Annotated in this window: 17 protein-coding genes and 1 pseudogene; 9 read left to right on the top strand and 9 right to left on the bottom strand. The window is 75.8% G+C overall.

All coding sequences use genetic code 11. The features are described from left to right. Positions 1-175 precede the first annotated feature (175 nt). The gene (locus CIK06_RS14975) at positions 176-1,402 is read left to right on the top strand and encodes an LCP family protein (RefSeq protein ID WP_095565344.1); all 1,227 of its coding nucleotides are present in this window, start codon (positions 176-178) and stop codon (positions 1,400-1,402) included. Positions 1,403-1,529: 127 nt separating this feature from the next. Here the strand turns inward: CIK06_RS14975 and CIK06_RS14970 are convergent, their stop codons facing one another. The 6 genes from CIK06_RS14970 to CIK06_RS14945 form a co-directional block, all read right to left on the bottom strand. Then, positions 1,530-3,890, bottom strand: a complete 2,361-nt coding sequence (locus CIK06_RS14970) for a tetratricopeptide repeat protein (protein WP_095565343.1) — start codon at positions 3,888-3,890, stop codon at positions 1,530-1,532. Then, positions 3,887-5,653 (bottom strand): ABC transporter permease subunit, encoded by a 1,767-nt coding sequence (locus CIK06_RS14965; RefSeq protein ID WP_095565342.1) that lies wholly within the window; start codon positions 5,651-5,653, stop codon positions 3,887-3,889. Before CIK06_RS14965 ends, CIK06_RS14970 begins: the two co-directional genes overlap by 4 nt. Then, entirely contained in the window at positions 5,650-6,978 is a 1,329-nt protein-coding gene (locus CIK06_RS14960) for an ABC transporter substrate-binding protein (RefSeq protein ID WP_095565341.1), read from the bottom strand. The genes CIK06_RS14965 and CIK06_RS14960 overlap by 4 nt, the downstream gene beginning before the upstream one ends. Then, the gene (locus tag CIK06_RS14955) at positions 6,975-7,598 is read right to left on the bottom strand and encodes an ATP-binding cassette domain-containing protein (protein ID WP_095565340.1); all 624 of its coding nucleotides are present in this window, start codon (positions 7,596-7,598) and stop codon (positions 6,975-6,977) included. The genes CIK06_RS14960 and CIK06_RS14955 overlap by 4 nt, the downstream gene beginning before the upstream one ends. Before the next feature lie 66 nt (positions 7,599-7,664). Further along, positions 7,665-8,870 carry a low temperature requirement protein A gene (locus CIK06_RS14950; RefSeq protein WP_095565339.1) on the bottom strand — a complete coding sequence of 402 codons (1,206 nt, stop codon included), beginning with the start codon at positions 8,868-8,870 and terminating at the stop codon, positions 7,665-7,667. 98 nt (positions 8,871-8,968) lie between these two features. Then, positions 8,969-9,259, bottom strand: a complete 291-nt coding sequence (locus CIK06_RS14945) for a hypothetical protein (protein ID WP_095565338.1) — start codon at positions 9,257-9,259, stop codon at positions 8,969-8,971. Between the two features lie 211 nt (positions 9,260-9,470). Here CIK06_RS14945 and CIK06_RS14940 point away from each other — a divergent pair, with 211 nt between their 5' ends. Both CIK06_RS14940 and CIK06_RS14935 read left to right on the top strand, forming a co-directional pair. After that, entirely contained in the window at positions 9,471-10,496 is a 1,026-nt protein-coding gene (locus tag CIK06_RS14940) for an SDR family oxidoreductase (RefSeq protein WP_095567846.1), read from the top strand. A 267-nt stretch (positions 10,497-10,763) separates the two neighbouring features. Next, the gene (locus tag CIK06_RS14935) at positions 10,764-11,297 is read left to right on the top strand and encodes a MarR family winged helix-turn-helix transcriptional regulator (RefSeq protein ID WP_198348249.1); all 534 of its coding nucleotides are present in this window, start codon (positions 10,764-10,766) and stop codon (positions 11,295-11,297) included. 51 nt (positions 11,298-11,348) lie between these two features. On the opposite strand, the gene CIK06_RS14930 is transcribed toward CIK06_RS14935, so the two are convergent. Continuing rightward, positions 11,349-11,831: a hypothetical protein gene (locus tag CIK06_RS14930; RefSeq protein WP_095565337.1), complete on the bottom strand. Its 483-nt coding sequence runs from the start codon at positions 11,829-11,831 to the stop codon at positions 11,349-11,351. A 458-nt stretch (positions 11,832-12,289) separates the two neighbouring features. Here CIK06_RS14930 and CIK06_RS14925 point away from each other — a divergent pair, with 458 nt between their 5' ends. Next, the gene (locus tag CIK06_RS14925) at positions 12,290-13,555 is read left to right on the top strand and encodes an FAD-binding protein (protein WP_095565336.1); all 1,266 of its coding nucleotides are present in this window, start codon (positions 12,290-12,292) and stop codon (positions 13,553-13,555) included. Positions 13,556-13,868: 313 nt separating this feature from the next. Further along, entirely contained in the window at positions 13,869-14,165 is a 297-nt protein-coding gene (locus CIK06_RS31070) for a hypothetical protein (RefSeq protein WP_232534227.1), read from the top strand. Positions 14,166-14,247: 82 nt separating this feature from the next. Here the strand turns inward: CIK06_RS31070 and CIK06_RS14915 are convergent, their stop codons facing one another. Next, complete coding sequence (locus tag CIK06_RS14915) at positions 14,248-14,712, bottom strand: SRPBCC family protein (RefSeq protein ID WP_095565335.1); 465 nt, start codon at positions 14,710-14,712, stop codon at positions 14,248-14,250. 240 nt (positions 14,713-14,952) lie between these two features. Continuing rightward, complete coding sequence (locus tag CIK06_RS14910; protein WP_095567844.1) at positions 14,953-15,756, bottom strand: bacterial transcriptional activator domain-containing protein; 804 nt, start codon at positions 15,754-15,756, stop codon at positions 14,953-14,955. 453 nt (positions 15,757-16,209) lie between these two features. Between CIK06_RS14910 and CIK06_RS14905 the strand changes: the two are divergent. The 4 genes and pseudogenes from CIK06_RS14905 to CIK06_RS14890 all read left to right on the top strand — a co-directional run. Then, a pseudogene (locus CIK06_RS14905) lies at positions 16,210-16,527 on the top strand (TcmI family type II polyketide cyclase); the annotation flags it as partial. 167 nt (positions 16,528-16,694) lie between these two features. Further along, positions 16,695-18,662, top strand: a complete 1,968-nt coding sequence (gene accD / locus CIK06_RS14900; RefSeq protein ID WP_095565333.1) for an acetyl-CoA carboxylase, carboxyltransferase subunit beta — start codon at positions 16,695-16,697, stop codon at positions 18,660-18,662. Next, positions 18,659-19,213 (top strand): acetyl-CoA carboxylase biotin carboxyl carrier protein, encoded by a 555-nt coding sequence (gene accB, locus CIK06_RS14895; protein WP_095565332.1) that lies wholly within the window; start codon positions 18,659-18,661, stop codon positions 19,211-19,213. Before accD ends, accB begins: the two co-directional genes overlap by 4 nt. 21 nt (positions 19,214-19,234) lie before the next feature. Beyond that, positions 19,235-20,710, top strand: a complete 1,476-nt coding sequence (locus tag CIK06_RS14890; RefSeq protein ID WP_095565331.1) for an acetyl/propionyl/methylcrotonyl-CoA carboxylase subunit alpha — start codon at positions 19,235-19,237, stop codon at positions 20,708-20,710. Positions 20,711-20,713: the final 3 nt, after the last annotated feature.

Below are 20,713 nucleotides of genomic sequence, written 5' to 3'. Positions count from 1 at the left end.
GGCGTACCGGGCGGATCCGGGGGACCCGCGCTGTCCGGATGCCGCCGTGCACGTCGGGTACGTCCGGTCCCGCCGGCCGATACGTACAGTGAACTCACAGATCGCCGGGCTTGGTGCGGCGCCGGGCGGCACGTAGCCTTTTCCCCGCTGCTCCGTCCCCGGACCGAAGGACATCGTGTCCCCCCTCAGTTCCCGTTCCCGCGGCCGTGCCCGCCGATCCGCCGATCGGCGCCCGCGCCGCCGTGCGCCCCGCTGGGCGCGCTGGTGCACCGCCCTCGGCGCGGTTCTGGTCCTGGTCAGCGGGGTGGCGCTGGGCGGGGCGAAGGTGCTGGTGCAGGCCGCGACGAGCAAGGTGACCCAGCAGGACCTGCTCGGCAGTGCCGCGCCCGAGCGGCAGCACCAGAGCATCACCGGGGCCAAGAACATCCTGCTGGTCGGCCTCGACGCGCGGCCGGGGCAGGATTCGAGCGACCTCGTCCGGTCCGACTCGATCATTCTGCTGCACATCCCGGCCGACCACAGCCGGGCGTACCTGGTCTCGCTGCCGCGCGACTCGCTGGTGACCATCCCCGCGTACGACAACGGCAAGGTGGCCTACCGGGGTGGCGAGAACAAGATCAACGCTGCCTTCGCGTTCGGCAGCCAGGGACTGACCGGGGCGACCGCGCTGTCGCACGGCTTCGAACTGCTCGCGCTGACCGTGCAGAAGGTCACCGGCATCACGCCGGACGCCGGTGCCATCATCGACTTCCAGGGCTTCAAGCAGGTCGTCGAGGTGCTCGGCCGGGTCTGCATGTACGTGGACGAGAAGACCACCTCGATCCACGTCGGCAAGGACGCGGACGGCAATCCCGCCAAGCCGTACAAGATCAATCCGGACGGTACGGTCAACCACCGCATCGCCGGAGTCACCCCGAACGTGTACGCCAAGGGCGACCACTGCTTCACCCCGGCCGAGGCGCTGGACTTCGTCCGGCAGCGCGACCTGCTGGCCAACCGCGACTACGACTACGGCCGGCAACGGCACCAGCAGCAGTTCATCAAGGCGGTCATGAAGCAGGTCGTCGAGGACGGCCTCGACTCGCCGACCAAGCTGCCCGGCCTGCTGTCCGCGGTCGGCAAGGCGATGACCGTCGACGACGGCGGGATCCCGCTGGAGGACTGGGCGTTCGCGATGCGGAACATCAAGCCCGACGAGATCACCACGATCAAGACCAACAACGGCACCTTCAACAGCCGGTCGGTGCCCGGGGTGGGTAGCGCCGAGATCCTCAGCGACACCAGCCTGGAACTGCTGCGCGCGGTCCGGGACGACACCGTCGAGGACTTCGTGGCGGCCCACCCGACCTGGGTGTCGGCCGACGGGCCGACCGCCACTCCGAGCCCCGGCAGCAGCGACTGATCCGCGCCGCGGCCGGCAATCTCCCGCCGCGTCCCGCGCCCTCGCAACACGTCCGGGAATCCCGCGCCGCGGCCGGCGACCTCGTGCGGCAGGTCGCCGGACATCGCAGCGGCGCCCGAGCCGCCGGTCAGCCGAGCCGGCCGTCGGCGGCCGCGGAACCGGCCCGGTCGCCGACCGCCGCGCAGACCTCGGCCGCCCTGGCCCAGCGCTGCCGGGCCAGGTCCGGTCGGCCCCGCTCGCGGGCCGCGTCACCCAGATGGAGCAGGGTCCGGCCCAGCCCGGCGGTGGGCGGCCACGCCTCGCGCAGCCGCCGGCTCTCGTCGAGCAGCTCCTCGGCCAGCGCCACCCGCGCCGGGGCGCTGGCCAGCAGGACGGCGCCGGCGTTGAGCAACGCGGTGGCCCGGGCCGGTGGGTCCGGCACGGTCTCGTACTCGCGCAGCGCGGCCCGCCACGTCTGGGCGGCGTCCAGGTGCTCGTTGAGCCGGTTGTGCACCAGGATCAGGTTGGTCAGTGCCGCGGCGTAGCCACGGGCGTCGCCCAGGCTCCGGAAAGCGTTGGCGGCCCGCACCAGGTGGTGGCGTGCCCGCTCCGGTTCGTCGCGGATCAGCTGCGCGGCGCCCAGCCCGAGATCGGTAAGCGCGTGCCCGGCCCGGTCGGTCCGGGAACGGTGCCGGCGGGACACCTCCAGGTGCTCGATCGCCTCGTCCACCAGCCCCTGATCCAGCAGCGCGAGTCCCAGGTTGTACCGGGACTGCGCGCCGCCGCGGTGCCGGCGCTCGGCCACGGCCGCGTTCAGCGCGTCGGCGGCGCCGTACGGGTCGCCGCGCCGGCGGTGCAGCACCCCCAGTTCGTTGTGCGCCCAGCCGGCGATCCGCGGCCGGTCCCCGGCCGTCGGCGTGGCCAGCACGGTGCGGCAGACCTCGGCCCACTCGTCGAGCCGCCCGTCGTGGGCGTACCAGCCGCAGAGCGCCACGCTCAGCCGGAACCACCAGCGGCGGACCCGCCAGGGCAGCGCCTCGGCGGCCCCGGCCGGCCCGCTCACCACCCCGCGCAGCAGATCCTGGTGCAGCTCGAACCAGCCGCCCGGATCCTCCGACAGGGACAGGAACCCGCCCGGTTCGGCGCCGGCCATCGAGGCAGGAAGGCTCGCCGCGTACCGCTCGGCGTGCCGGGCCAGGTGCCGGGCCAGCCGCGCCTGGGCGGCCACCCGCCGCCGGCCGGGCTCGGCGTCGCGCAGGTGCAGCCGCGCGTACGCGGCCAGCAGCGGCCGGATCTCGTACCGGTCGCCGGGGGCGCTGACCACGAAGGCGGCCGTGGCCAACTCGTCGACCAGGGCGGAGATCCGGGCCGCGCTCCGGTTGGCCAGCGCGGCGATGGCCGGCCGGTCCAGCGCGGCGGGTCCGAGCGACATCAGCCGGTACACCCGCTTGGCGCCGGGCGACAGCGCGGCGTACGCGGTGTCCCGGTCGGTGAGCAGGCTGACCGCGGGGGAGTACGGGATGCGCTGGTGCGGCGGGGTTTCCACGGCCCGCCGGAGGATCCGGTGCAGGTCCACCGACCGCCAGCCGTGCCGGGCGGCCCGGTAGCCCAGGGCCCGGATGGTCCGCGGCTGCCGCCCGCACAGCTCGACGATCCGCCGGACCACCGGATCGGTGCGCGGGTCGGACCGGCGGCTGCGCCCGGCCGAGGCGGCCTCCCCGGAGGCGGCGAAGAGCTGGACCGCGTCCGCGGTGTCCGGCTCGTCCAGCCAGTACGGGGACACGCCCTCCAGGCCGGCCAGCCCGGGGGCGCCGGCCAGCAGCAACCGGCAGGTCCGGGCGGCCGGCGGCAGCAACGGGCGGACCTGGTCCGGATCGTCCACGTTGTCCAGCACGAGCAGGATCTCCCGCCCGTCGAGTTGGCTGCGCACCGCGTCCGCGGCGGCGGTCAGGTCGGCCTGCCGGCTCGACGGCGGCGGCGCGGTACCGAGGATCCGGGCCAGCGCGGTGAGCACCTCGCGCGGCCTGGGTCGCCGGCCCCGGGCGCGCAGGTCCAGGTAGAACTGGCCGTCCGGGAAGTCCTCCCGGCACAGGTTGGCCGCCTGCACCGCGCACGAGGAGGTGCCCACCGCCCGCCGGCCCAGCACCGCCACCGCGTGCTCCCGCTTGATCGCGTCACGGATCGCCGACACCTGGTCGGTCCGACCGGTGAAGCCGGCGGGATACGGCAGCGTCGGGGTGTCCGCCGAGGAGGAGACCGTGTCGGTCGGCTCCGGCAGCCGGTACCGGGGACCGCGCCGGCGCCGGCGTACCTCGAAGGCGACGCTGGCCACCCCGCCGAGCACGGCGACCGCGATGCTGGCCCGGCCGAGTACGTCCCCGGCCAGGCTGCTGAGCTGGTCGCTGAGCGTGTTGCCGAGCACCCCGGACAGCAGCGTGCCGATGGACACCAGCACCGGCCAGCGGGGTGGCCGGTTCAGCCCGTCGGTGCCGGTGCCGTGCGGGGTCACCGGCCGCCCCCGGAGACCAGCCCGGCGATCAGGTGGCGCCGGGCCAGCAGCACCAGCACGACCGGCAGCAGCGAGCCCACGGCCGAACTGGCGGCCAGCACGCCGGTGTTGGCCACGAAGTACCGGCTCTGGCCGTAGAGGTACAGGCCCAGCGGCGCGGCGTCCGCCCCGCTGAACAGCAGCCCGACGGCGAAGTCGTTCCACACCTGCACGAACTGGAGCACGGCCACCGCGATCACCGCCGACGGGTTGTGCCGGGCCAGCCGCCACAGCGTGTTCCACCACCGCCGGCCGGCCACCCGCGCCCGCCGCACCTGGGCCGCGGGCAGGTCGGCGAACGCGTTGCGCAGCACCAGCACCGCGATCGGCACGCCCATGGCCACGTGCACCAGGATGAGACCGCGGACCGACCCGGAGGAGAGCACGAAACCCAGAACCTCGTTGATCGGGCCGGCGATGGCCTGCACCGGCATGATCGCGGCCGCCGTCAGCAGGACGCCGGTCAGCTGCGCCGGCGGCCCGGTCAGCCAGGCCAGCGGGTACGCCGCCACCAGCGCCACCAGCAGCACGACGGCGGTCGCCGTGCCGGCCAGCGCGAGGGTGAAGCCCATGGTGTGCAGCAGGTCGCCGCCGGCCAGCACGTCCCGGTAGGAGCGGCCGGTCGGCGCGGCCGACCACCAGCGGCCGGTGGCGGCGTCGACGCGCCCGTGCAGCGAGGCGATCAGCAGCACCACCACCGGCACCAGCCAGAACAGCCCGGCGACGGCCGCCGCGGCCCGGGCCGCCCGGCGCGCCGGGGAGACCGCCGCGGCGGCCGGCTCGGGGACGGGGCTCAGCCGCGGCGCCGGCCACGCCTGGCGGACGAACGGGGCGGCCACGAGCACACCGGTGGCCACCACCGCGAGCCAGACCACCCCGAGCGCCGCGCCCTCGCCGGAGGTGGTGCCCCGACCGGTCTGCCACACCTGCACGGCCAGCACCGACGCCTCGTCGATGCTGGCGCCGGGCGCCATCATCAGCACGAGGTCGAAACTGCGCACCGTGGCCAGCGCGACCAGGGTGAACACCACCGCGGCGGTGCGCAGCAGCAGCGGTCGCCACTGCGCGTGCCAGAGCTGGGCGCGGCGGGTGCCGCCGTAGACCGAGACCGCGTCGGCCAGCTCGGCCGGCAGCGCCGCGAGGGCGGCCCGGAAGACCAGGACGGCCAGGCCGACCCAGGCCCAGACGAACGCCGACATGACGGCCACGGTCACCAGCGCGGGTCCGAGGAACTGCGGGCCGGCCTGCGCGGACCTGCCCAGCAGCAGGGCGCCGAGCTGCGTGGCCGGGCCGCGGCCGGGGTCGTACACCAGCCGGAACGTCACCCCGGTGACCACCAGCGGCAGCGCGATCGGAGCCAGCAGCACGAGCCGGACCAGCCGGCCCTGCCGCCACCGCCGGGAGGCCACGGCCAGCAGGTAGCCCAGCACCGTGACCACGGCCGGAACCAGCAGCGCCCACCACAGCGTGCGCCAGAAGGCGGCGCCGGCGCCGGGGGCGGCCAGCGCCTGCCGGAAGTTGTCCACCCCGAGCCCTGCGTCCGGGGTCCGCACGCTGACGTACAGGGTGCGCAGCACCGGCCAGAGCACCAGCCCGCCGAGCAGCAGCGCCGCCGGCAGCAGCAGCGCCGAGGCGCCGGCGGCCAGCGGGTACGCCCGGCCGCGCCGGGGTGGGCCGACGTCGTCCAGGACGCTGACCTCGCCGAGCACGGGTGTCGGGGTCATGCCGGGCCGGTCCCGCGGGCGGCGGTGGTGGCGAACCGGCGCACGGTCTGCTCCACCGCACGGTCCACGGCGGCCGGCTCGACCCGGGTCCAATCCCGCGGGCCGCGGGCCACGGCCGCGAAGAAGTCCTGCATGATCCGCCAGCTACCCACGCCGTCGGCGCCGGTCAGCGGGCTGGGCAGCAGGTCGGACAGGTCGAAGCGGAGCCGGTCGCCGGCCACCTGGATGTCGGTGGCCAACTGCCGGCGGTGGTCGGGGTAACGCTCCGGCGGCACGCCGGTGCGGGCCGACAGGAACCCGCCGGCGTCTATCCACGGCCCGAAGTCGGCGTCCAGCAGCCACCGCACGAGGTCGTGGCCGGCGGCGGAGCCGCGCAGCACCACCATCGCGTCGCCGCCCACCACCAGCGGCGCCGGGTCGCCAGAGCGCTCGCCGACCGGGAACCGCACGGAACTCAGCCGGCCGGTCACCGGATCGAAGTCCCGGTCCATCCGCTCCACGAAGTCCGCGCCGGCCACCAGCACGGCCTGGCGGCGGGCGCCGACCTGGATGACCGACTCGTCGAACTGGGTCAGCAGCGCCCGGGGCGCGCCGCCCGGGAACGCGCCGGGCAGCCCCCAGATCTCGGCGAGGCGACGCAGCGCCTGCCGGACCGGCTCCGCGGTCCAGTCCCGCGACCCGCCGGCCAGTCCGGTGTAGAACCGCGCGCTCGCGGTGCTGGCCAGCACGTTCTCGAACCAGTCGGTAAGCACCCAGCCATCGGCCGCGCCGACGGACAGCGGCGCCGGACCCGCACCGGCCAGGTGCCGCCGCCCCAACTCGGCGGTGAGGCGCACCAGGTCGGGCCAGGAGCCGGGTGGTCCGCCGGGAAGCAGTTGCGGCTGGTACCACAGCAGGGACTTGTGCGCGAGCTTCACCCACGCCCCGTACAGCCGGCCGTGCACCCGCAGCAGCCCGTCCAGGGCGCCGGGAAACCGACCCGACCAGGAACTGTCCAACTCGGTCAGCCAGTCCCGCCCGGCGTACTCGACCACCAGCCCGGGACGGGACAGGATGGCGGCGTCCGGCAGCGTGCCGGCCAGGTGCCGGGCCCGCAGGAACGCGTCGATGTCGTCGCCGGCGCTGATCACCCGCCACGGCCGGCCGTACCCGCTCATCACCCGCTTGAACAGGCGCAGTTCCTCATCGCTCCACACCACCGCGACCTGCACCGGCCGGCCGCCCGCGGCGCACCCCGCGGCGGTTGCCGGGACGCCCGCTGCGGCCACCGCCGCGATCCCGGCGCGCAGCACGGTGCGCCGGCCCGGCCGGCCCGCCGGGCTCATCGGGACGCCGACCCGGCCGGTGCGGCGACCCGCCGGGTCATGCCGTCCAGTGCCATCGTGTCGGCCAGGCAGACCAGCGCGGCGACCCCCGCGGAGTCCGGCGGGGCGATCCGGGACACCAGGTCGGCCAGCCGGTCGGCGCCCTCGACCGGCCGGGGCAGGTCGACCACGAGCACCTCGGCCGGTCCGACGGCGGCCCGGGCCAGCGCCACCCGGAACCGCTGCGCCTCGTTGAGCTGGTGCGGCAGCAGGTGCAGGCTCGGTCCCAGTTCCAGTTGCGCGACCACGGCGTCGAAGCGTTCCCTGGTGACGGCGTGCACCTGCTCGCGCCGCCGCTGTCCGAAGCGGACGTTCGGCCCCACCGGCAGGTGCGGCAACAGGCCGCCGCCGGCCGGTACGTACCCGAGCCGGCGCCGGTGCGGCCGGCGTGTCGTCACGTCCCGGCCGTCCACCAGGATCTGCCCGGCGACCGGTGCGGCGAGGCCCACCACCACCCGGGCCAGTTCGGTGCCGCCCGGCGGCGCCGCCGCGACGGCCAGCAGCTCGCCCGGGCGCACCGTGGCCGTGAGCGGGCCGAGCGTCGGGGTAGCCACCAGCGCCTCCAGCCGTAACGTGGCCATCACCTCCGGTGGCGGGAGGGCCGATATTAGCAATACCCACCGACCGCGCAAATCCACTCTGGAGCGCTAACGGGCCGGCTGGGACCGGCCTGCCGGGGCGGTGCGGGACCGCGTGTCCAGCACGACGGCCGCGGCCAGCGCCGCCAGGGCGTACCCGCTGAGCGCCAGCAGCGGCGGCGCGGCGCCGGCGGGCAGCGCGAGCAGCGCGACGCCGACGACCACCAGCGCGGCCGCCGCGACCAGCCGGCCCGCCGGGTACCGGCCGAACACCGCCCGCTTGAACAGCACGTGCCCGAGCAGGAACAGGGCCGGGCCGCCGAGCACGGTGGCGACCGCCGCCGCGCCGGCCGGGTCGAGCGGGTGGTCGATCGTCAGCTCGTCCCCGACGGCGGTCACGATGATGCCGGCGACCATCGGCACGTGGTGGTACGTGTACGCCGAGCGGCCCAGCCGGCCGGGTTCCTCGCCGGCGTCCAGCACCGCCGCGGCGGCCTCCGCGGCGCGGTCGAAGTAGATCCACCACAGCGCGACGCTGCCCGCGAAGGCGACCGCGAAGGCGACCCCGGAGAGCGCGTCCGGGTCCCGCCGGCCCAGATTCGTCCCGGCCACCAGGATCGACTCGCCGAGCGCGATGAGCAGGAACAGCCGGCAGCGCTCCGCCAGGTGCCGGCCGGAGATCGGCCAGTCCGCCGGCCCGGACCGGCCGAGCGTCGGCAGGTAGAACCCGGCCGCCGCGGCGACGTAGTCGACAACCACGGCCGCGGCCCAGAACGCCATCCGGGCCGTCCCGCCGGCGAGGCCGCCGGCCAGCCACAGCACGCCGGTGGCCGAGCGCCAGGCCAGCAGCCGCAGGAAGTTGCGGCGCAGCCGCGGCTGGCCGGTCAGCGCGGCCCAGACCGACGCGGTCCGGCCGACCTGCAGGGCGGCGTACGCGCCGGCGAACGCCAGCCCCTGCCCGCCGTACGCCTCCGGCAGCACCGCGGACATGAAGAGGCTGAGCAGCATCACCCCGATCAGCATCAGCCGGACCGGCGGGCGGTCCGGGTCGAACCAGTTGGTGACCCAGGCCGTGTCCATCCAGGCCCACCAGACCGCGAGCAGCAGGATGAGCGCCTGCACCGCGCCGGCGCCGGTCAGGTGGCCCAGCAGCAGGTCGGTGATCTGGGTGACGGCCAGCACGTAGACCAGGTCGAAGAAGAGTTCGAAGGTGGTGACCGGGGTGGCCCCGGCCTGCGGGCGCAGCAGCCGGTTCGGGCGGTCCGCCTGGGACATCGCTGCACCTCCGTCGCCGCGTACCCCCTCATCATCGCGGCCGGCTCCGGCCGGTTGTGGCCGGATCGGGTCGGCGGTCGGCAACACGCCGCAGGCGTTCAGCCCGGTCGGTCCGGTGAACTCGGCCCGGCGGCCGGACGGTGCCGGGGATCGGCCGGCGGCGCCGGTTCCGGGGCCGCGGTCCGCGGTTCCGGCGCCGCGTGGTGCGAGTGCCGGCGGGCGAAGTTGATGATGCCGTCGCTGACCGCGCCCACCGGGCCGCCCACCCAGTCGTAGTCGGGGATCGCGATCAGTTCTGCCTGCTCGTGCAGGGTCGCCGGGAAGGACCGGGCGCCCCGGCCCGGAGGGCGGGGGAGGTCGTCGTCGCGCGGTGTGCGGTGGTCTGTCATGGCCGTCTCCTGCCGGTTGCTTCCGTGAGGTCGGAGTACGTCGGGTTCGGCGTACGGCGCTGGTCACCAGAATACATGCATCATGCAAACATTGCCCATGACAATTCCTTGGTTCCGGTTTTGCGCGGTGCCCCGTCGGGCATCGCACTGCGGGGGCGGCCCGGTTCCGGCCGCCGGCGGTGCCCGACACCGCGAGCCGGAGGGAGTGACCATGCAGTCTCAGGGTGGGCGGCCGATCGTGGTGGTGACCGGCGCGAGTGGCGGGATCGGCCGCGCCACGGCCCGCCGGTTCGCCGGCGCCGGCGCCGACGTGGCGCTGATCGCCCGCGGCGAGGACGGGCTGGCGGCCGCGGCGGACGAGGTCCGCGGGGCCGGCCGCCGGGCGCTGCCGCTCGCCGTGGACGTGGCCGACGACGCCGCCGTCGAGGCCGCCGCGGCCGCCGTGGAGGAGCGTCTCGGCCCCATCGACGTGTGGGTCAACGTCGCCTTCGCCTCGGTCTTCGCGCCGTTCCTCGAGATCACCCCGGCGGAGTTCCAGCGCGCCACCGAGGTGACCTACCTGGGCTACGTCAACGGCACCCGGGCCGCGCTGCGCCGGATGCGTCCCCGCGACCGCGGGACGATCGTGCAGGTCGGCTCGGCGCTGGCCTACCGGGGGATCCCGTTGCAGAGCGTCTACTGCGGGGCCAAGCACGCCATCCAGGGCTTCCACGAGTCGCTGCGCTGCGAACTGCTGCACGACAGGAGCCGGGTGCGGGTGACCATGGTGCAGATGCCGGCGGTGAACACCCCGCAGTTCGACTGGGTGCTGTCCCGGCTGTCCCGCCACCCGCGGCCGGTACCGCCGATCTACCAGCCCGAGGTGGCCGCCCGGGCCATCCAGCACGCGGCGGCACACCCGGGCCGCCGGGAGTACTGGGTCGGCGCCTCCACCGCCGGCACCCTGATCGCCAACGCCGTGGCCCCCGGGCTGCTCGACCGCTACCTGGCCCGGACCGGGTTCGGCTCGCAGCAGACCGACCAGGTGCGGCACCGGGTCCGGGAGAACCTGTGGCGGCCCGCCGACGCGGCGCCCGGCACCGACCAGGGCGCGCACGGCTCGTTCGACGCGACGTCCACCGACCGCAGCGCCCAGCTCTGGGCCTCCCAGCACCACGGCCTGCTCGGGGCCTCGGCCGCGCTGCTGGCCGGGCTGGCCGCGCTGGCCTGGACCCGCGGCCGCCGGGCCGCGCGGTGAGCGCCGCGCTCCGCCGTGTGTCGCGCGGTGGGTCGCGCCGTGTGTCGCGCGGTGGGTCGCGCCGTGTGTCGCGCGGTGGGTCGCGCCGTGTGTCGCGCGGTGGGTCGCGCGGGGGGTCGTCGGGGCGCGCGGTGAGCGCCGCGCCGCGCGGGATCCGGGTCGGGTCCGCGCCCCGGGCGGCGCGCGAATGCCCAGGCCAGACCCCGGACGCCGGCCGGTGGGCGGGGAGGGCGATGCGCCGGTCGTACGGTGGGTGACAATCGCACCATGTCGCGACCCGTGCAGCCGCCGGCCCGCAAGCCCGAGGACCGGGACGAGCTGGTGGACGCGCTGCTGTCCATCGGCCGGGTGATGGTGGCCCTGGCCGCCCGCTCGCTGGCCCACCTGGACGCCGACGTCACGCTTCCGCAGTACCGGGCGCTGGTCGTGCTGGCCTCCCGGGGCCCGCAGCGGGTCGTGGACATCTCCGCCGAACTGGGCGTGAACCCCTCCACCGGCACCCGGATGTGCGACCGGCTGGTGCGCAAGCAACTCGTGCGCCGCTACCGCGGTTCCGCCGACCGGCGCGAGGTGCGGCTCACCCTCACCCCGGCCGGGCGCGATCTGGTCGACGAGGTGACCTCGCGGCGCCGGGAGGAGATCACCGCGCTGGTGGCGGCGGTACCGGCGGGCGGGGGCCGGCAGGAGCTGGTGACGGCGCTGCGCACGCTGGTGGCCGCGGCGGGCGAGGTGCCCGAACACGAATGGTGGCTCGGCTGGGCCGGTCCGGACGGCACGGCGTCGGACGACCCCGCCGGCTGACCGCGCGGCACGGTCGGGCGCGTGGCTGGGTGGGCTGACCGCCCGCCGGGATCAGGCCGCGCCGGGCCGGGGCGCGCCGTCCCCGCCGAGCACGGTGTCCAGCCGACCGTCGCGGTCGGCGTCCAGATAGGTCACGTCCGGTACGCCGTCGCCGTCCACGTCGATCTGCACGATGTCGGCGATGCCGTCGCCGTCCAGGTCGGTGACCACCTCGGTGGAGCCGTCGGCGTGGTGGGTGACGATCGACCGGGCCGCCGGGACCGGGCCGGACGGCGTACCCGCAAGGCCGCGCCCGGGTCCCGAGCCCGTCCACGCCCGGTCGGACCGTCCCGACGGTCCGGTCCATGTCCGGTCGGACCGTCCCGCCTGATCGGCCCACGCCGCAGCCTCGCCCGCCCCCGCGGTCACGGTGGCGGGAGCGGCGGGGGAGTCCGGCGCCGGGTCGGCCGGGTCGTACCCCGGGCCGGCCGGGTCGACCTCCTCCTCGGACGGGTGGACGTCGCCGCTTGCCGCCGGATCCCGGTAGGTGCTCATGGCCGTACTCCTCGGTTCTGGCCGGCCCGGTGCGGGCCGTCCCGGTCGGAGGTACCCGGCGGCGCGGCAAAAGATGCCGGATCCCCCCAGCAAGCTATCTTCCTAGGATGCCGTACGGGGTGTGGCCCGGCTGCGCGTCAGATCGGCGACAAGTGGATCGTGGATGCCTGCTGCCCTCCAGGGGGCACCGGACATCCACGATCCACTGGACCCGCCCACACCCGGCGTGGCCTCTTTCGCGCGGTCCTCGGCGTGACCGTCGGGCACCGCTTCCCGCCTGCACGGGGACGATCCGCCGGGCGGTGAGCGGTGGCGGGGGAGTAGCCTGATCACCCGCCAGGGCCGGTGTCGGAACCCGTGACCGGCCCGCATCCGCCCGACCGGACCGCGCCGGACTCCGTCCGGACACTCACCCCGGGCCGGGGACCTGGACACACACCCCTGGGGAGGGCGCGCGGATGACCGGTGCGATCACCAACTGGGCCGGCAACGTGCGGTTCACCGCCCGCCGGCTGCACCGGCCGGCGTCCCTGGCCGAACTGGGCGACCTGGTCGGCTCCCGCGCCGCGGCCGGGACCAGGCTGCGCGTGCTGGGCACCGGGCACTCGTTCAACCGGATCGCCGACACCGACGGCGAACTGGTCTCGGTGGCGGACCTGCCCCCCGAGATCGAGATCGACCCGGCCGGCCGCACCGTGTCTGTCGCCGCCGGTGTCCGCTACGGCGAACTGGCCGTCCGGCTGCACGAGGCCGGTTTCGCGCTGCACAACCTGGCCTCGCTGCCGCACATCTCGGTGGCCGGCTCCTGCGCCACCGGCACGCACGGCTCCGGGGACGGCAACGGCGGCCTGGCCAGCGCCGTGTCCGGACTGGACCTGGTGAGCGCCGACGGGTCGCTGCGGACCCTGCGGCGCGGCCATCCGGACCTGGCGGGCGCCGTGGTCGGCCTCGGCTGCCTGGGCGTGGTCACCCGGCTGAGCCTGGACATCCAGCCGGCGTACGACGTCCGGCAGTACGTCTTCGACGACCTGCCCCGGGCGGCGGTGGACGCGCACTGGCCGGAGATCTTCGCCGACGGCTACAGCGTGAGCCTGTTCACCGACTGGACGACCGGCGACTTCGCCACCGCCTGGGTCAAGCGGCGGACGGACGACGGGCGGCCGGAGCCCGGCCCCCACTGGTTCGGCGCCACCGCGGCCGACGGCCCGCGGCACCCGGTGCCCGGCATGGCGCCGGCGGCCTGCACCCGGCAGGGCGGCGTACCCGGGCCGTGGCACACCCGGCTGCCGCACTTCCGGCTCGAATTCACCCCGAGCAACGGCGCCGAACTGCAGTCGGAGTACCTGCTGCCCCGGGACCGGCTGGTCGAGGCGCTGTCGGCGCTGCGCGGGATCCGCGACCGGATCGCGGCGGTGCTGCAGATCTGCGAGGTCCGCACGGTTGCCGCCGACGAGCTGTGGCTCAGTCCGATGTACGGCCGGGACACCGTCGCGCTGCACTTCACCTGGGTGCCGGACGGTGCGGCGGTGGCGCCGGTGCTGGCCGCGATGGAGGAACGGCTCGCACCGCTGTCGGCGCGGGCGCACTGGGGCAAGGAGGCCGGCCTCGACCCGGCCGGCCGGTACGAGCGGCTGGCCGACTTCGCGGCCCTGGCCCGCCGGTACGACCCGGCCGGGATCTTCCGCAACGCCCTGGTCGACCGCTGGCTGTCCGGCGTGCGGTAGGGCCCAACCGCCACCCGGCCGGGTCCACCGGCCCTGCCGGCGCCGGCGGGGCCGGCGGTATGCAGGGACTGGACGGTGTTTCCGGGCCGGTCGGCGCTGGGCCGGCGGGGTGGGAGGCCGGCCGCTGGGAGGTTCCGATGACCGCGATCTTCAACCCGACCGGCCCGGCACCATTGGTCGCACCCGTGCCGGTGCCGGTGCCGGCTGCCCCGCCCCCGCCACTCCGGCGTCCACCGGTGCAGCGTCCGGCGGCGCCGAGCCGACCTCGGCCGGTGCCGGCCCTGCCCGGATCCCGGCCGGCGGGCTGGTACCGGTGGTCGACGGCAACCGGCCGGTGGGCGCGTTCGTGGTGGTGGACGGCGAGGTGCGCTACCGACCGGTGGTGGACCTGCACCGGCTGGCCGGCGTGGCGGCCGGCACCGTGGGCGTGCTGGCCGTGGTGCTGGGCGTCGCGGCCGCCACCCGCCGGCCCGGACCGGCGGTGGGCAGCGTGCGGATGGGGCCGGGTGGCTGGCTGAGCGTGCGCGGTGCGCCGGCACGCCGGGCCGCTCGCGGCCGGCCCGGCTGGGCGCGCCTGTTGCGCGCGTACCCGCTGTCGGCGCGCCGCTGAGGCGTACCGGTCCGGACATGCCACGGCGCCGCCGGCGGTGGGCCGGCGGCGCCGGGCGAGAGCGATCGGGTGGTGCTCCCGGTCACCGCCCGGGACGCGGTACGTCGCCGCGCCAGGCACCGGTCTCGGCGCCGCGCTGCTCGATGAACTCCTTGAACCGCTTGGCGTCCGCCTTCACCTGGTGGTCGTCGGCGCCCACCGCGTTTCCGGCCTTCTCCACCAGGCCCTCGGGTCGCCAGTCGAGCTGGATGGTGACCCGGGTCTGCTCGTTGTTGAGCCGGTGGAAGGTGACCACGCCCGCGTGCCGGGTGTCGCCGTCGAGGCTCTTCCAGGCGACCCGCTCGTCCGGGTGCTGCTCGGTGATCTCGGCGTCGAACTCCCGCCGCACGCCGGCGACCTTGGTGACCCAGTGCGTCCGGCGGTCGTCGAGCTGCGTGATGGATTCCACCCCACCCATGAACTTGGGGAAGGATTCGAACTGCGTCCACTGGTTGTACGCGGTATTGACCGGGACGTTCACGTCGATCGACTCGGTGACGGTGGACACGGGAACCTCCTGATGGGCTCGAAAGGCCAACTTCGGCGTCCAGGGCGGTACGGGCAGACCGCGGTTCTCTCCCGGGTCCGGCCGTCGGTGCCGCTGCCTGTTGCGTACCCGTCGAGCCGATGCTGAAACGACGAACGATTCGACGCACGCCGGCGCCGCACGCCGGCGCCAGCGTGCGGCCTGTGGCCTGTGGCCTGTGGCGTGTGGCGTGCGGCGTGCGGCCTGTGGCGAAGTGTGCGGCTACCGTCCGGTTGCCGACCCGGCGTGCTGCCACCAGGCCCGGGTCGCCGTGCCGGCGGGACGGGGACCGCCGATCGGGGCCAGGACGTCGTCGACCAGGGCGCACATCGCACCCGAGGGCTCCAACTGGAGTTCCCGGCGCAGCAGGTCCCGGTAGACGTAGAACGCGTGCAGCGCCTCGTACGCGTTGCCCTCGGCCAGGTGGGTCTCCACGATCAGCCGGTGCGGCGTCTCCCGCAGCGGCTCGGCGGACATCGCGTCCAGCGCCGCCTGCAACGCCGCCCCGTGCTCGCCGGCCCGCAGGTGCGCCCGGGCGATGCCCTCCAGCAGGTGCAGCCGCAGTTGCCGGAGCCGTTCGCGCTCCAGCAGCACCCAGTCCTCGTACCAGCCGGGAAGCAGGTCGTGCCGGCCCGCCGCGAGGACCGGCAGCGCGCCGGAAGGGTCCGCGCCGGCGCCGATCCGCTCGGCGGTGCAGATCAGCTCGTCGACGTCCACCTCGACCAGCGGATCGAGCCGGACGGTGTCGGCGGAGATCAGCAGCGGGCAGGACCGGTCCTGACGGATCCGCCACAGCGCCGTACGCAGGCAGGACAGGGCACGTTCCTCGGACGTCTCCGGCCAGAGCAGCCCGGCCAGGTGTGCCCGGGTCGCCCCGGGCTGGAGCGCGATCAGCGCGATCACCCGCTGGAGCCCGCGCGGTACGACGAGCGTCCGCCCCCGCTCGGTCAGCTGGAAGCCGCCCAGCAGCGCCAGCCTGATGTCGGGTTGCGCCGGTCTCGGCCGCGGCACCGAGCCGTGGCTGATGCTCGACGTGCTCGTCTCACAGATCACGGCGAACCCCCCTGCACCGTAACCGGTACCCGCGAAACCGCTCAGCCGGAACGACCGGGGACGTCGCTGTCGCCGGTCCGGCACCCGGGACCGGGCGTCAGCCACCAAATATGACGAACGTTATCAATCGTACTTACGCTGAGTCAATGCCCGGGTCACTGATCCGACCGTCGCGTGTGGCCCGAAAATGTGGCTCTGAGCTGGGAAAAGTATTCCCGTGACGAGCGGCCCTGGCCGGCATCATCGCTCGCTGCCGTCACCGGAGCGTCACCGTTCGCGGAAAGCTGTGAGCGAGCTGTGACAGTCCGGTGACCCCCGGAACCGCAGTCTCGTCCTCGGCCGGGCACGCACGTGCCGGCCGTCCGCGGCGGTCTCCGGCAGCCAACCGGAAGCTGCCGGCGGTCGCCGTCGAGGCTGGGGGGACACATGCACCACGCGCTGATCGTGGCCAGGATCGCACCCGAGGCCGCCGGTCGGGTCGCCGAGATCTTCGCCGAGTCCGACCGCACCGACCTGCCGCAGGTGGTGGGCGTGCGGCACCGTTCGCTCTACCAACTCGGCGACCTCTACCTGCACCTGCTGGTCACCGACGAACCCGCGGACGCCGCCGTGGGCCGCGGGGCCCAGCACCCCGAGTTCGCCCGGGTCAGCGAGCGGCTGCGCCCGTACATCACGCCGTACCTGCCGACCTGGCAGTCCCCGCGGGACGCCATGGCCCGGTGCTTCTACCGCTGGGACGCCCCGACGCTGCCGGACGGTCGGCCCGCGCCGACGCTGCCGGATGGTCGGCAGTCGCCGACGGTGCCGGATGGTCGGCCCGCCCCGACGGTGCCGGATGGTCGGCCCGCCCCGACGGCGCCGGATGGTCGGCAGTCGCCGACGGTCCCCGCCGGGACGACCCGGCCGGCGCCGTGACCGCAGCACCCGGCGTCCAGCGGCCCACCTGGGTACGCTGCGCCGCCTGCACCGCGCTGCTGTACCGGAAACGGCTGCGCCGCAACCTGGACGTCTGCCCCGAGTGCGGGGACCATCGCCGGCTGAGCGCCGCGGAACGGATCGAGCAACTGGCCGACCCCGGTACGGTCACGCCGCTGCCCGATCCGTTCCAGCCGCAGGACCGGCTCGGCTTCGTCGACACGGTGCCCTACCCGCACCGGGTCGCCGCCGCCCGCGCGGCCACCGGCCTGACCGAGGCGGTCTGCTGCGTGCAGGCCGAACTCGGCGGGCACCCCGCCGTGCTGGCCGTGATGGACTTCCGGTTTCTCGGCGGCAGTCTCGGCGCGGCCACCGGGGAACTCGTCAGTCGGGCCGCCGAGCACGCCCGGGCGCAGCACCTGCCGTACGTGGTGGTCACCGCCTCCGGCGGCGCGCGGATGCAGGAGGGTGCGCTCGCCCTCATGCAGATGGCCGGCACGGTGCAGGCGCTCGACGCGCTGCGCGCCGCCGGACTGCTCACGGTCAGCGTGATCACCGACCCGACGTACGGGGGCGTGGCGGCCTCCTTCGCCACCGCCGCCGACGTGATCGTGGCCGAGAGCGGGGCGCGGATGGGCTTCGCCGGCCCCCGGGTGATCCGGCAGACCCTCGGCCAGGAGCTGCCGCCCGGGTTCCAGACCGCGGACTTCCTGCTCCGGCACGGCCAGGTGGACATGGTGGTGCAGCGCCGGCAGTTGCGGTCCGCGCTGGTCGGTCTGCTCGCCGCCGCCGGCCCCGCGGGCAGAGTCGGCCCGGCCGGCCCCGCCGGCCCCGCGGGCAGAGTCGGCCCGGCCGGCACCGCCGGCAGAGTCGGCACCGCAGACACCGCTGGCCCGGCCGCCCCGGCTGGTGCCGCCGTCCCGGCGGGCACCGCCGGCTCTCCCGGCCCGGCCGGTCCCGCCGGGCCGGGAGAGCGCCGTACCGGCACCACCGCCGCGATCGGTCCCGCCGCGGCCGGTCCCGCCGCCGGGGTCGACCCCGGCGACCCGCCGCCCGCCCCCTCGACGGCCTGGCAGACGGTCCGGACGGCCCGCGACGTCCGCCGGCCGACCACCCTGGACTACCTGTCCACGGCCTTCGACGGCTTCATCGAGCTGCGCGGCGACCGGTCCGGCGCCGACTGTCCGGCCCTGGTGGCCGGGCTGGCCCGGCTCGACGACCTGCGGGTGGTGGTGATCGGCCACCAGAAGGGGCACGACACCGCCGAACTGCTGGCCCGCAACTACGGCATGGCCAGCCCGGCCGGACACCGCAAGGCGATCCGGGTGATGGGGCTGGCCGCCCGGCTCGGTCTTGCGGTGGTGACCCTGGTCGACACCCCGGGTGCCCATCCGGGGGTGGCCGCCGAACGCGAGGGGCAGGCCGGGGTCATCGCCGAGAGCATCCGGACGATGTCCGGGCTGCCGACCCCGGTCGTCACGGTCGTCACCGGGGAGGGCGGCAGCGGCGGCGCGCTCGCGCTGGCCGTCGCCGACCGGGTGCTGATGCTGCGCAACGCCGTCTACTCGGTGATCAGCCCGGAGGGTTGCGCCGCGATCCTCTGGCAGGACCGGGCGGCGGCGGTGCGCGCCGCGGAGGCGCTCGGGCTGACCGCCCCGGACCTGCTGCGCCTCGGCGTGGCCGACGGCATCGTCGAGGAACCGCCGGGCGGCGCCCAGGCCGATCCGGTGGCCGCCGCCGACCTGCTGCGCCACGCCCTGCTCGGGGCGCTGCGCCCGCTGCTGGCGCAGCCGGTCGACCGGCTGCTGCGGGACCGGGCCGCGCGCTTCCGCCGGTACGCCCCACCCGCCGGCGGCGCCGATCCCACCGGTGGCGCCGATCCCACCGGAGGCACCGCCCCCGCCGGTGGCACGGTCCGGACCGACCCGTCCCGGACCGCCGGCCCGCCGGGGAGCGCGCGGTGACCGCCCCGGACGGCGACGGGGCGCTGGCCGAGCTGCGCAACCAGGCGCGCGAACTGGTCGGCGAGCTGACCGGTCCGGTACGCCGGCTGCACCTGCGCCGCGGCGAGGCCGAGCTGGAGATCGAATGGCACGGACCGCCCGCCGCGGCCGGTGCGCCGGACGTACCCGGAACGTGGCCCGGGGCCGCGGCCGGTGCCGTCCCGGCGGCCCGGCGGGGTCCCGGCGGGCCGGGTCCGGCGGACGGACCACCCGCAGGTCCGACCGCGGCCCGGCCCGCCGGCCCGGCGACCGGGACCGCTCAGCCCGCGGTGCTCGCGGTGCTCGCGCCGATGGTCGGCACGTTCTACCGCGCACCGGAACCCGGCCGGCCCCCGTTCGTCGAGGTGGGCGACGTGGTCCAGCCCGACCGGGTGGTCGGCATCGTCGAGGCCATGAAGCTGATGAACGAGGTGACCGCGGGCCAGGCCGGGCGGGTGGTGGACCTGCTGGTGGCCGACGGGCAGCCGGTGGAGTACGGCCAGCCGCTGATCGTGCTCGCGCCGATCCGGTGAGCGACGGGAACGGGGACGGGGATGTTCGAGAAGGTGCTCATCGCCAACCGGGGCGAGATCGCGGTGCGGGTCATCCGGGCCTGCCGGGAACTGGGCATCCGGAGCGTGGCCGTGCACTCGGCCGCCGACGACGACAGCGCCGCGGTCCGGCTCGCCGACGAGGCGGTCCGGATCGGGCCGCCGGCCGGCCGGCACAGCTACCTGAACGCGGCGGCCATCATCGAGGCGGCCCGGCAGACCGGCGCGCAGGCGGTGCACCCGGGCTACGGCTTCCTGGCCGAGGACGCCGACTTCGCCGAGATCTGCGCCGACAACGACCTGGTCTTCATCGGCCCGGACCCGGAGGTGGTCCGGGCGCTGGGTGACAAGTCCCGGGCGCTGGCGCTGATGCGGTCCTGCGGGCTGCCGGTGCCGCCGGGCAGCGCCGAGACGGTCTCCGGAATCGCGCAGGCGCGCCGGGCCGCCGACGAGATCGGCTACCCGGTGATCCTCAAGTGCGCGGCCGGCGGCGGTGGCCGGGGCATGGCCGTGGTCGGCGCGCCGGGCGAGCTGGCCGGGGCGTACGCGCGCACCCGGGCCGCGGCGCAGGCCGTGTTCGGCGACGACCGGATCTACGTCGAGCGGTACCTCAACCCGGCCCGGCACGTGGAGGTGCAACTGCTGGCCGACGGGTACGGCGCCGCCGTACACCTGGGCACCCGGGACTGCTCGGCCCAGCGCCGGCACCAGAAGCTGGTGGAGGAGGGTCCGGCACCCGGCCTGTCCGCCGGCACCCTGGCGGCGATCGCGGACGCGGCCCTGCGCGGCGCCCGCGCGGTCGGCTACACCGGCGCGGGCACCTTCGAGTTCCTGGTCGACGAGGCGGAGCGGTTCCACTTCATCGAGGCGAACTGCCGGATCCAGGTCGAACACCCGGTGACCGAGTTGATCACCGGGGTGGACATCGTGCACGAGCAGCTCCACCTGGCGGCCGGCGGCCCGCTGCGGCTGCGCCAGCAGGACGTCCTGCCCCGAGGGGTGGCCATCGAGTGCCGGGTGAACGCGGAGGACCCGGACCGGGGGTTCCTGCCCACGGCCGGCCGGCTCGACGTGTTCCAGGCGCCCGCCGGCCCGTTCACCCGGGTCGACACGCACGGCTTCCCCGGGTACGTCGTCACCCCGCACTACGACTCCCTGCTCGCCAAGGTGCTGACCTGGGCACCCGAGCGGGAGTTGGCCATCGACCGGATGGACCGGGCGCTGCACGAGTTCGCGGTCGCCGGCCCCGGTGTCCGGACCACCATCCCGTTCCTGCGGCGGATCCTCGACGACGCGGCCTTCCGCAAGGGGCGTTACTCGACCGGGCTGGTCGACCGGCTGATCGCCGCCGGACCCGCCGACCCGGACGCGCCGGACCCGGCACCGCCGACCGCGGTGGTGCCGAGGCCGGCGGCACCGGACCCGGCGCCGCCGGGCGCCGCGCATCCGGCGCCGTCCGGCGCGCACCCACCGTCCTAGGGA

Origin of the sequence: Plantactinospora sp. KBS50 (assembly GCF_002285795.1) — a bacterium.
Taxonomy (GTDB): Bacteria; Actinomycetota; Actinomycetes; order Mycobacteriales; family Micromonosporaceae; genus KBS50.
The sequence above is the reverse complement of the archived record's forward strand: the minus strand, read 5'-3'. Positions and strand labels throughout refer to the sequence as shown.

What these genes read in the sequence shown, in the direction of transcription:
- CIK06_RS14965 (WP_095565342.1), bottom strand. Translation starts at nt 5,653, where the DNA reads ATGACCCCGACACCCGTGCTCGGCGAGGTCAGCGTCCTGGACGACGTC.
- CIK06_RS14960 (WP_095565341.1), bottom strand. Translation starts at nt 6,978, where the DNA reads ATGAGCCCGGCGGGCCGGCCGGGCCGGCGCACCGTGCTGCGCGCCGGG.
- CIK06_RS14955 (WP_095565340.1), bottom strand. Translation starts at nt 7,598, where the DNA reads ATGGCCACGTTACGGCTGGAGGCGCTGGTGGCTACCCCGACGCTCGGC.
- CIK06_RS14950 (WP_095565339.1), bottom strand. Translation starts at nt 8,870, where the DNA reads ATGTCCCAGGCGGACCGCCCGAACCGGCTGCTGCGCCCGCAGGCCGGG.
- CIK06_RS14945 (WP_095565338.1), bottom strand. Translation starts at nt 9,259, where the DNA reads ATGACAGACCACCGCACACCGCGCGACGACGACCTCCCCCGCCCTCCG.
- CIK06_RS14940 (WP_095567846.1), top strand. Translation starts at nt 9,471, where the DNA reads ATGCAGTCTCAGGGTGGGCGGCCGATCGTGGTGGTGACCGGCGCGAGT.
- CIK06_RS14935 (WP_198348249.1), top strand. Translation starts at nt 10,764, where the DNA reads ATGTCGCGACCCGTGCAGCCGCCGGCCCGCAAGCCCGAGGACCGGGAC.
- CIK06_RS14930 (WP_095565337.1), bottom strand. Translation starts at nt 11,831, where the DNA reads ATGAGCACCTACCGGGATCCGGCGGCAAGCGGCGACGTCCACCCGTCC.
- CIK06_RS14925 (WP_095565336.1), top strand. Translation starts at nt 12,290, where the DNA reads ATGACCGGTGCGATCACCAACTGGGCCGGCAACGTGCGGTTCACCGCC.
- CIK06_RS14890 (WP_095565331.1), top strand. Translation starts at nt 19,235, where the DNA reads ATGTTCGAGAAGGTGCTCATCGCCAACCGGGGCGAGATCGCGGTGCGG.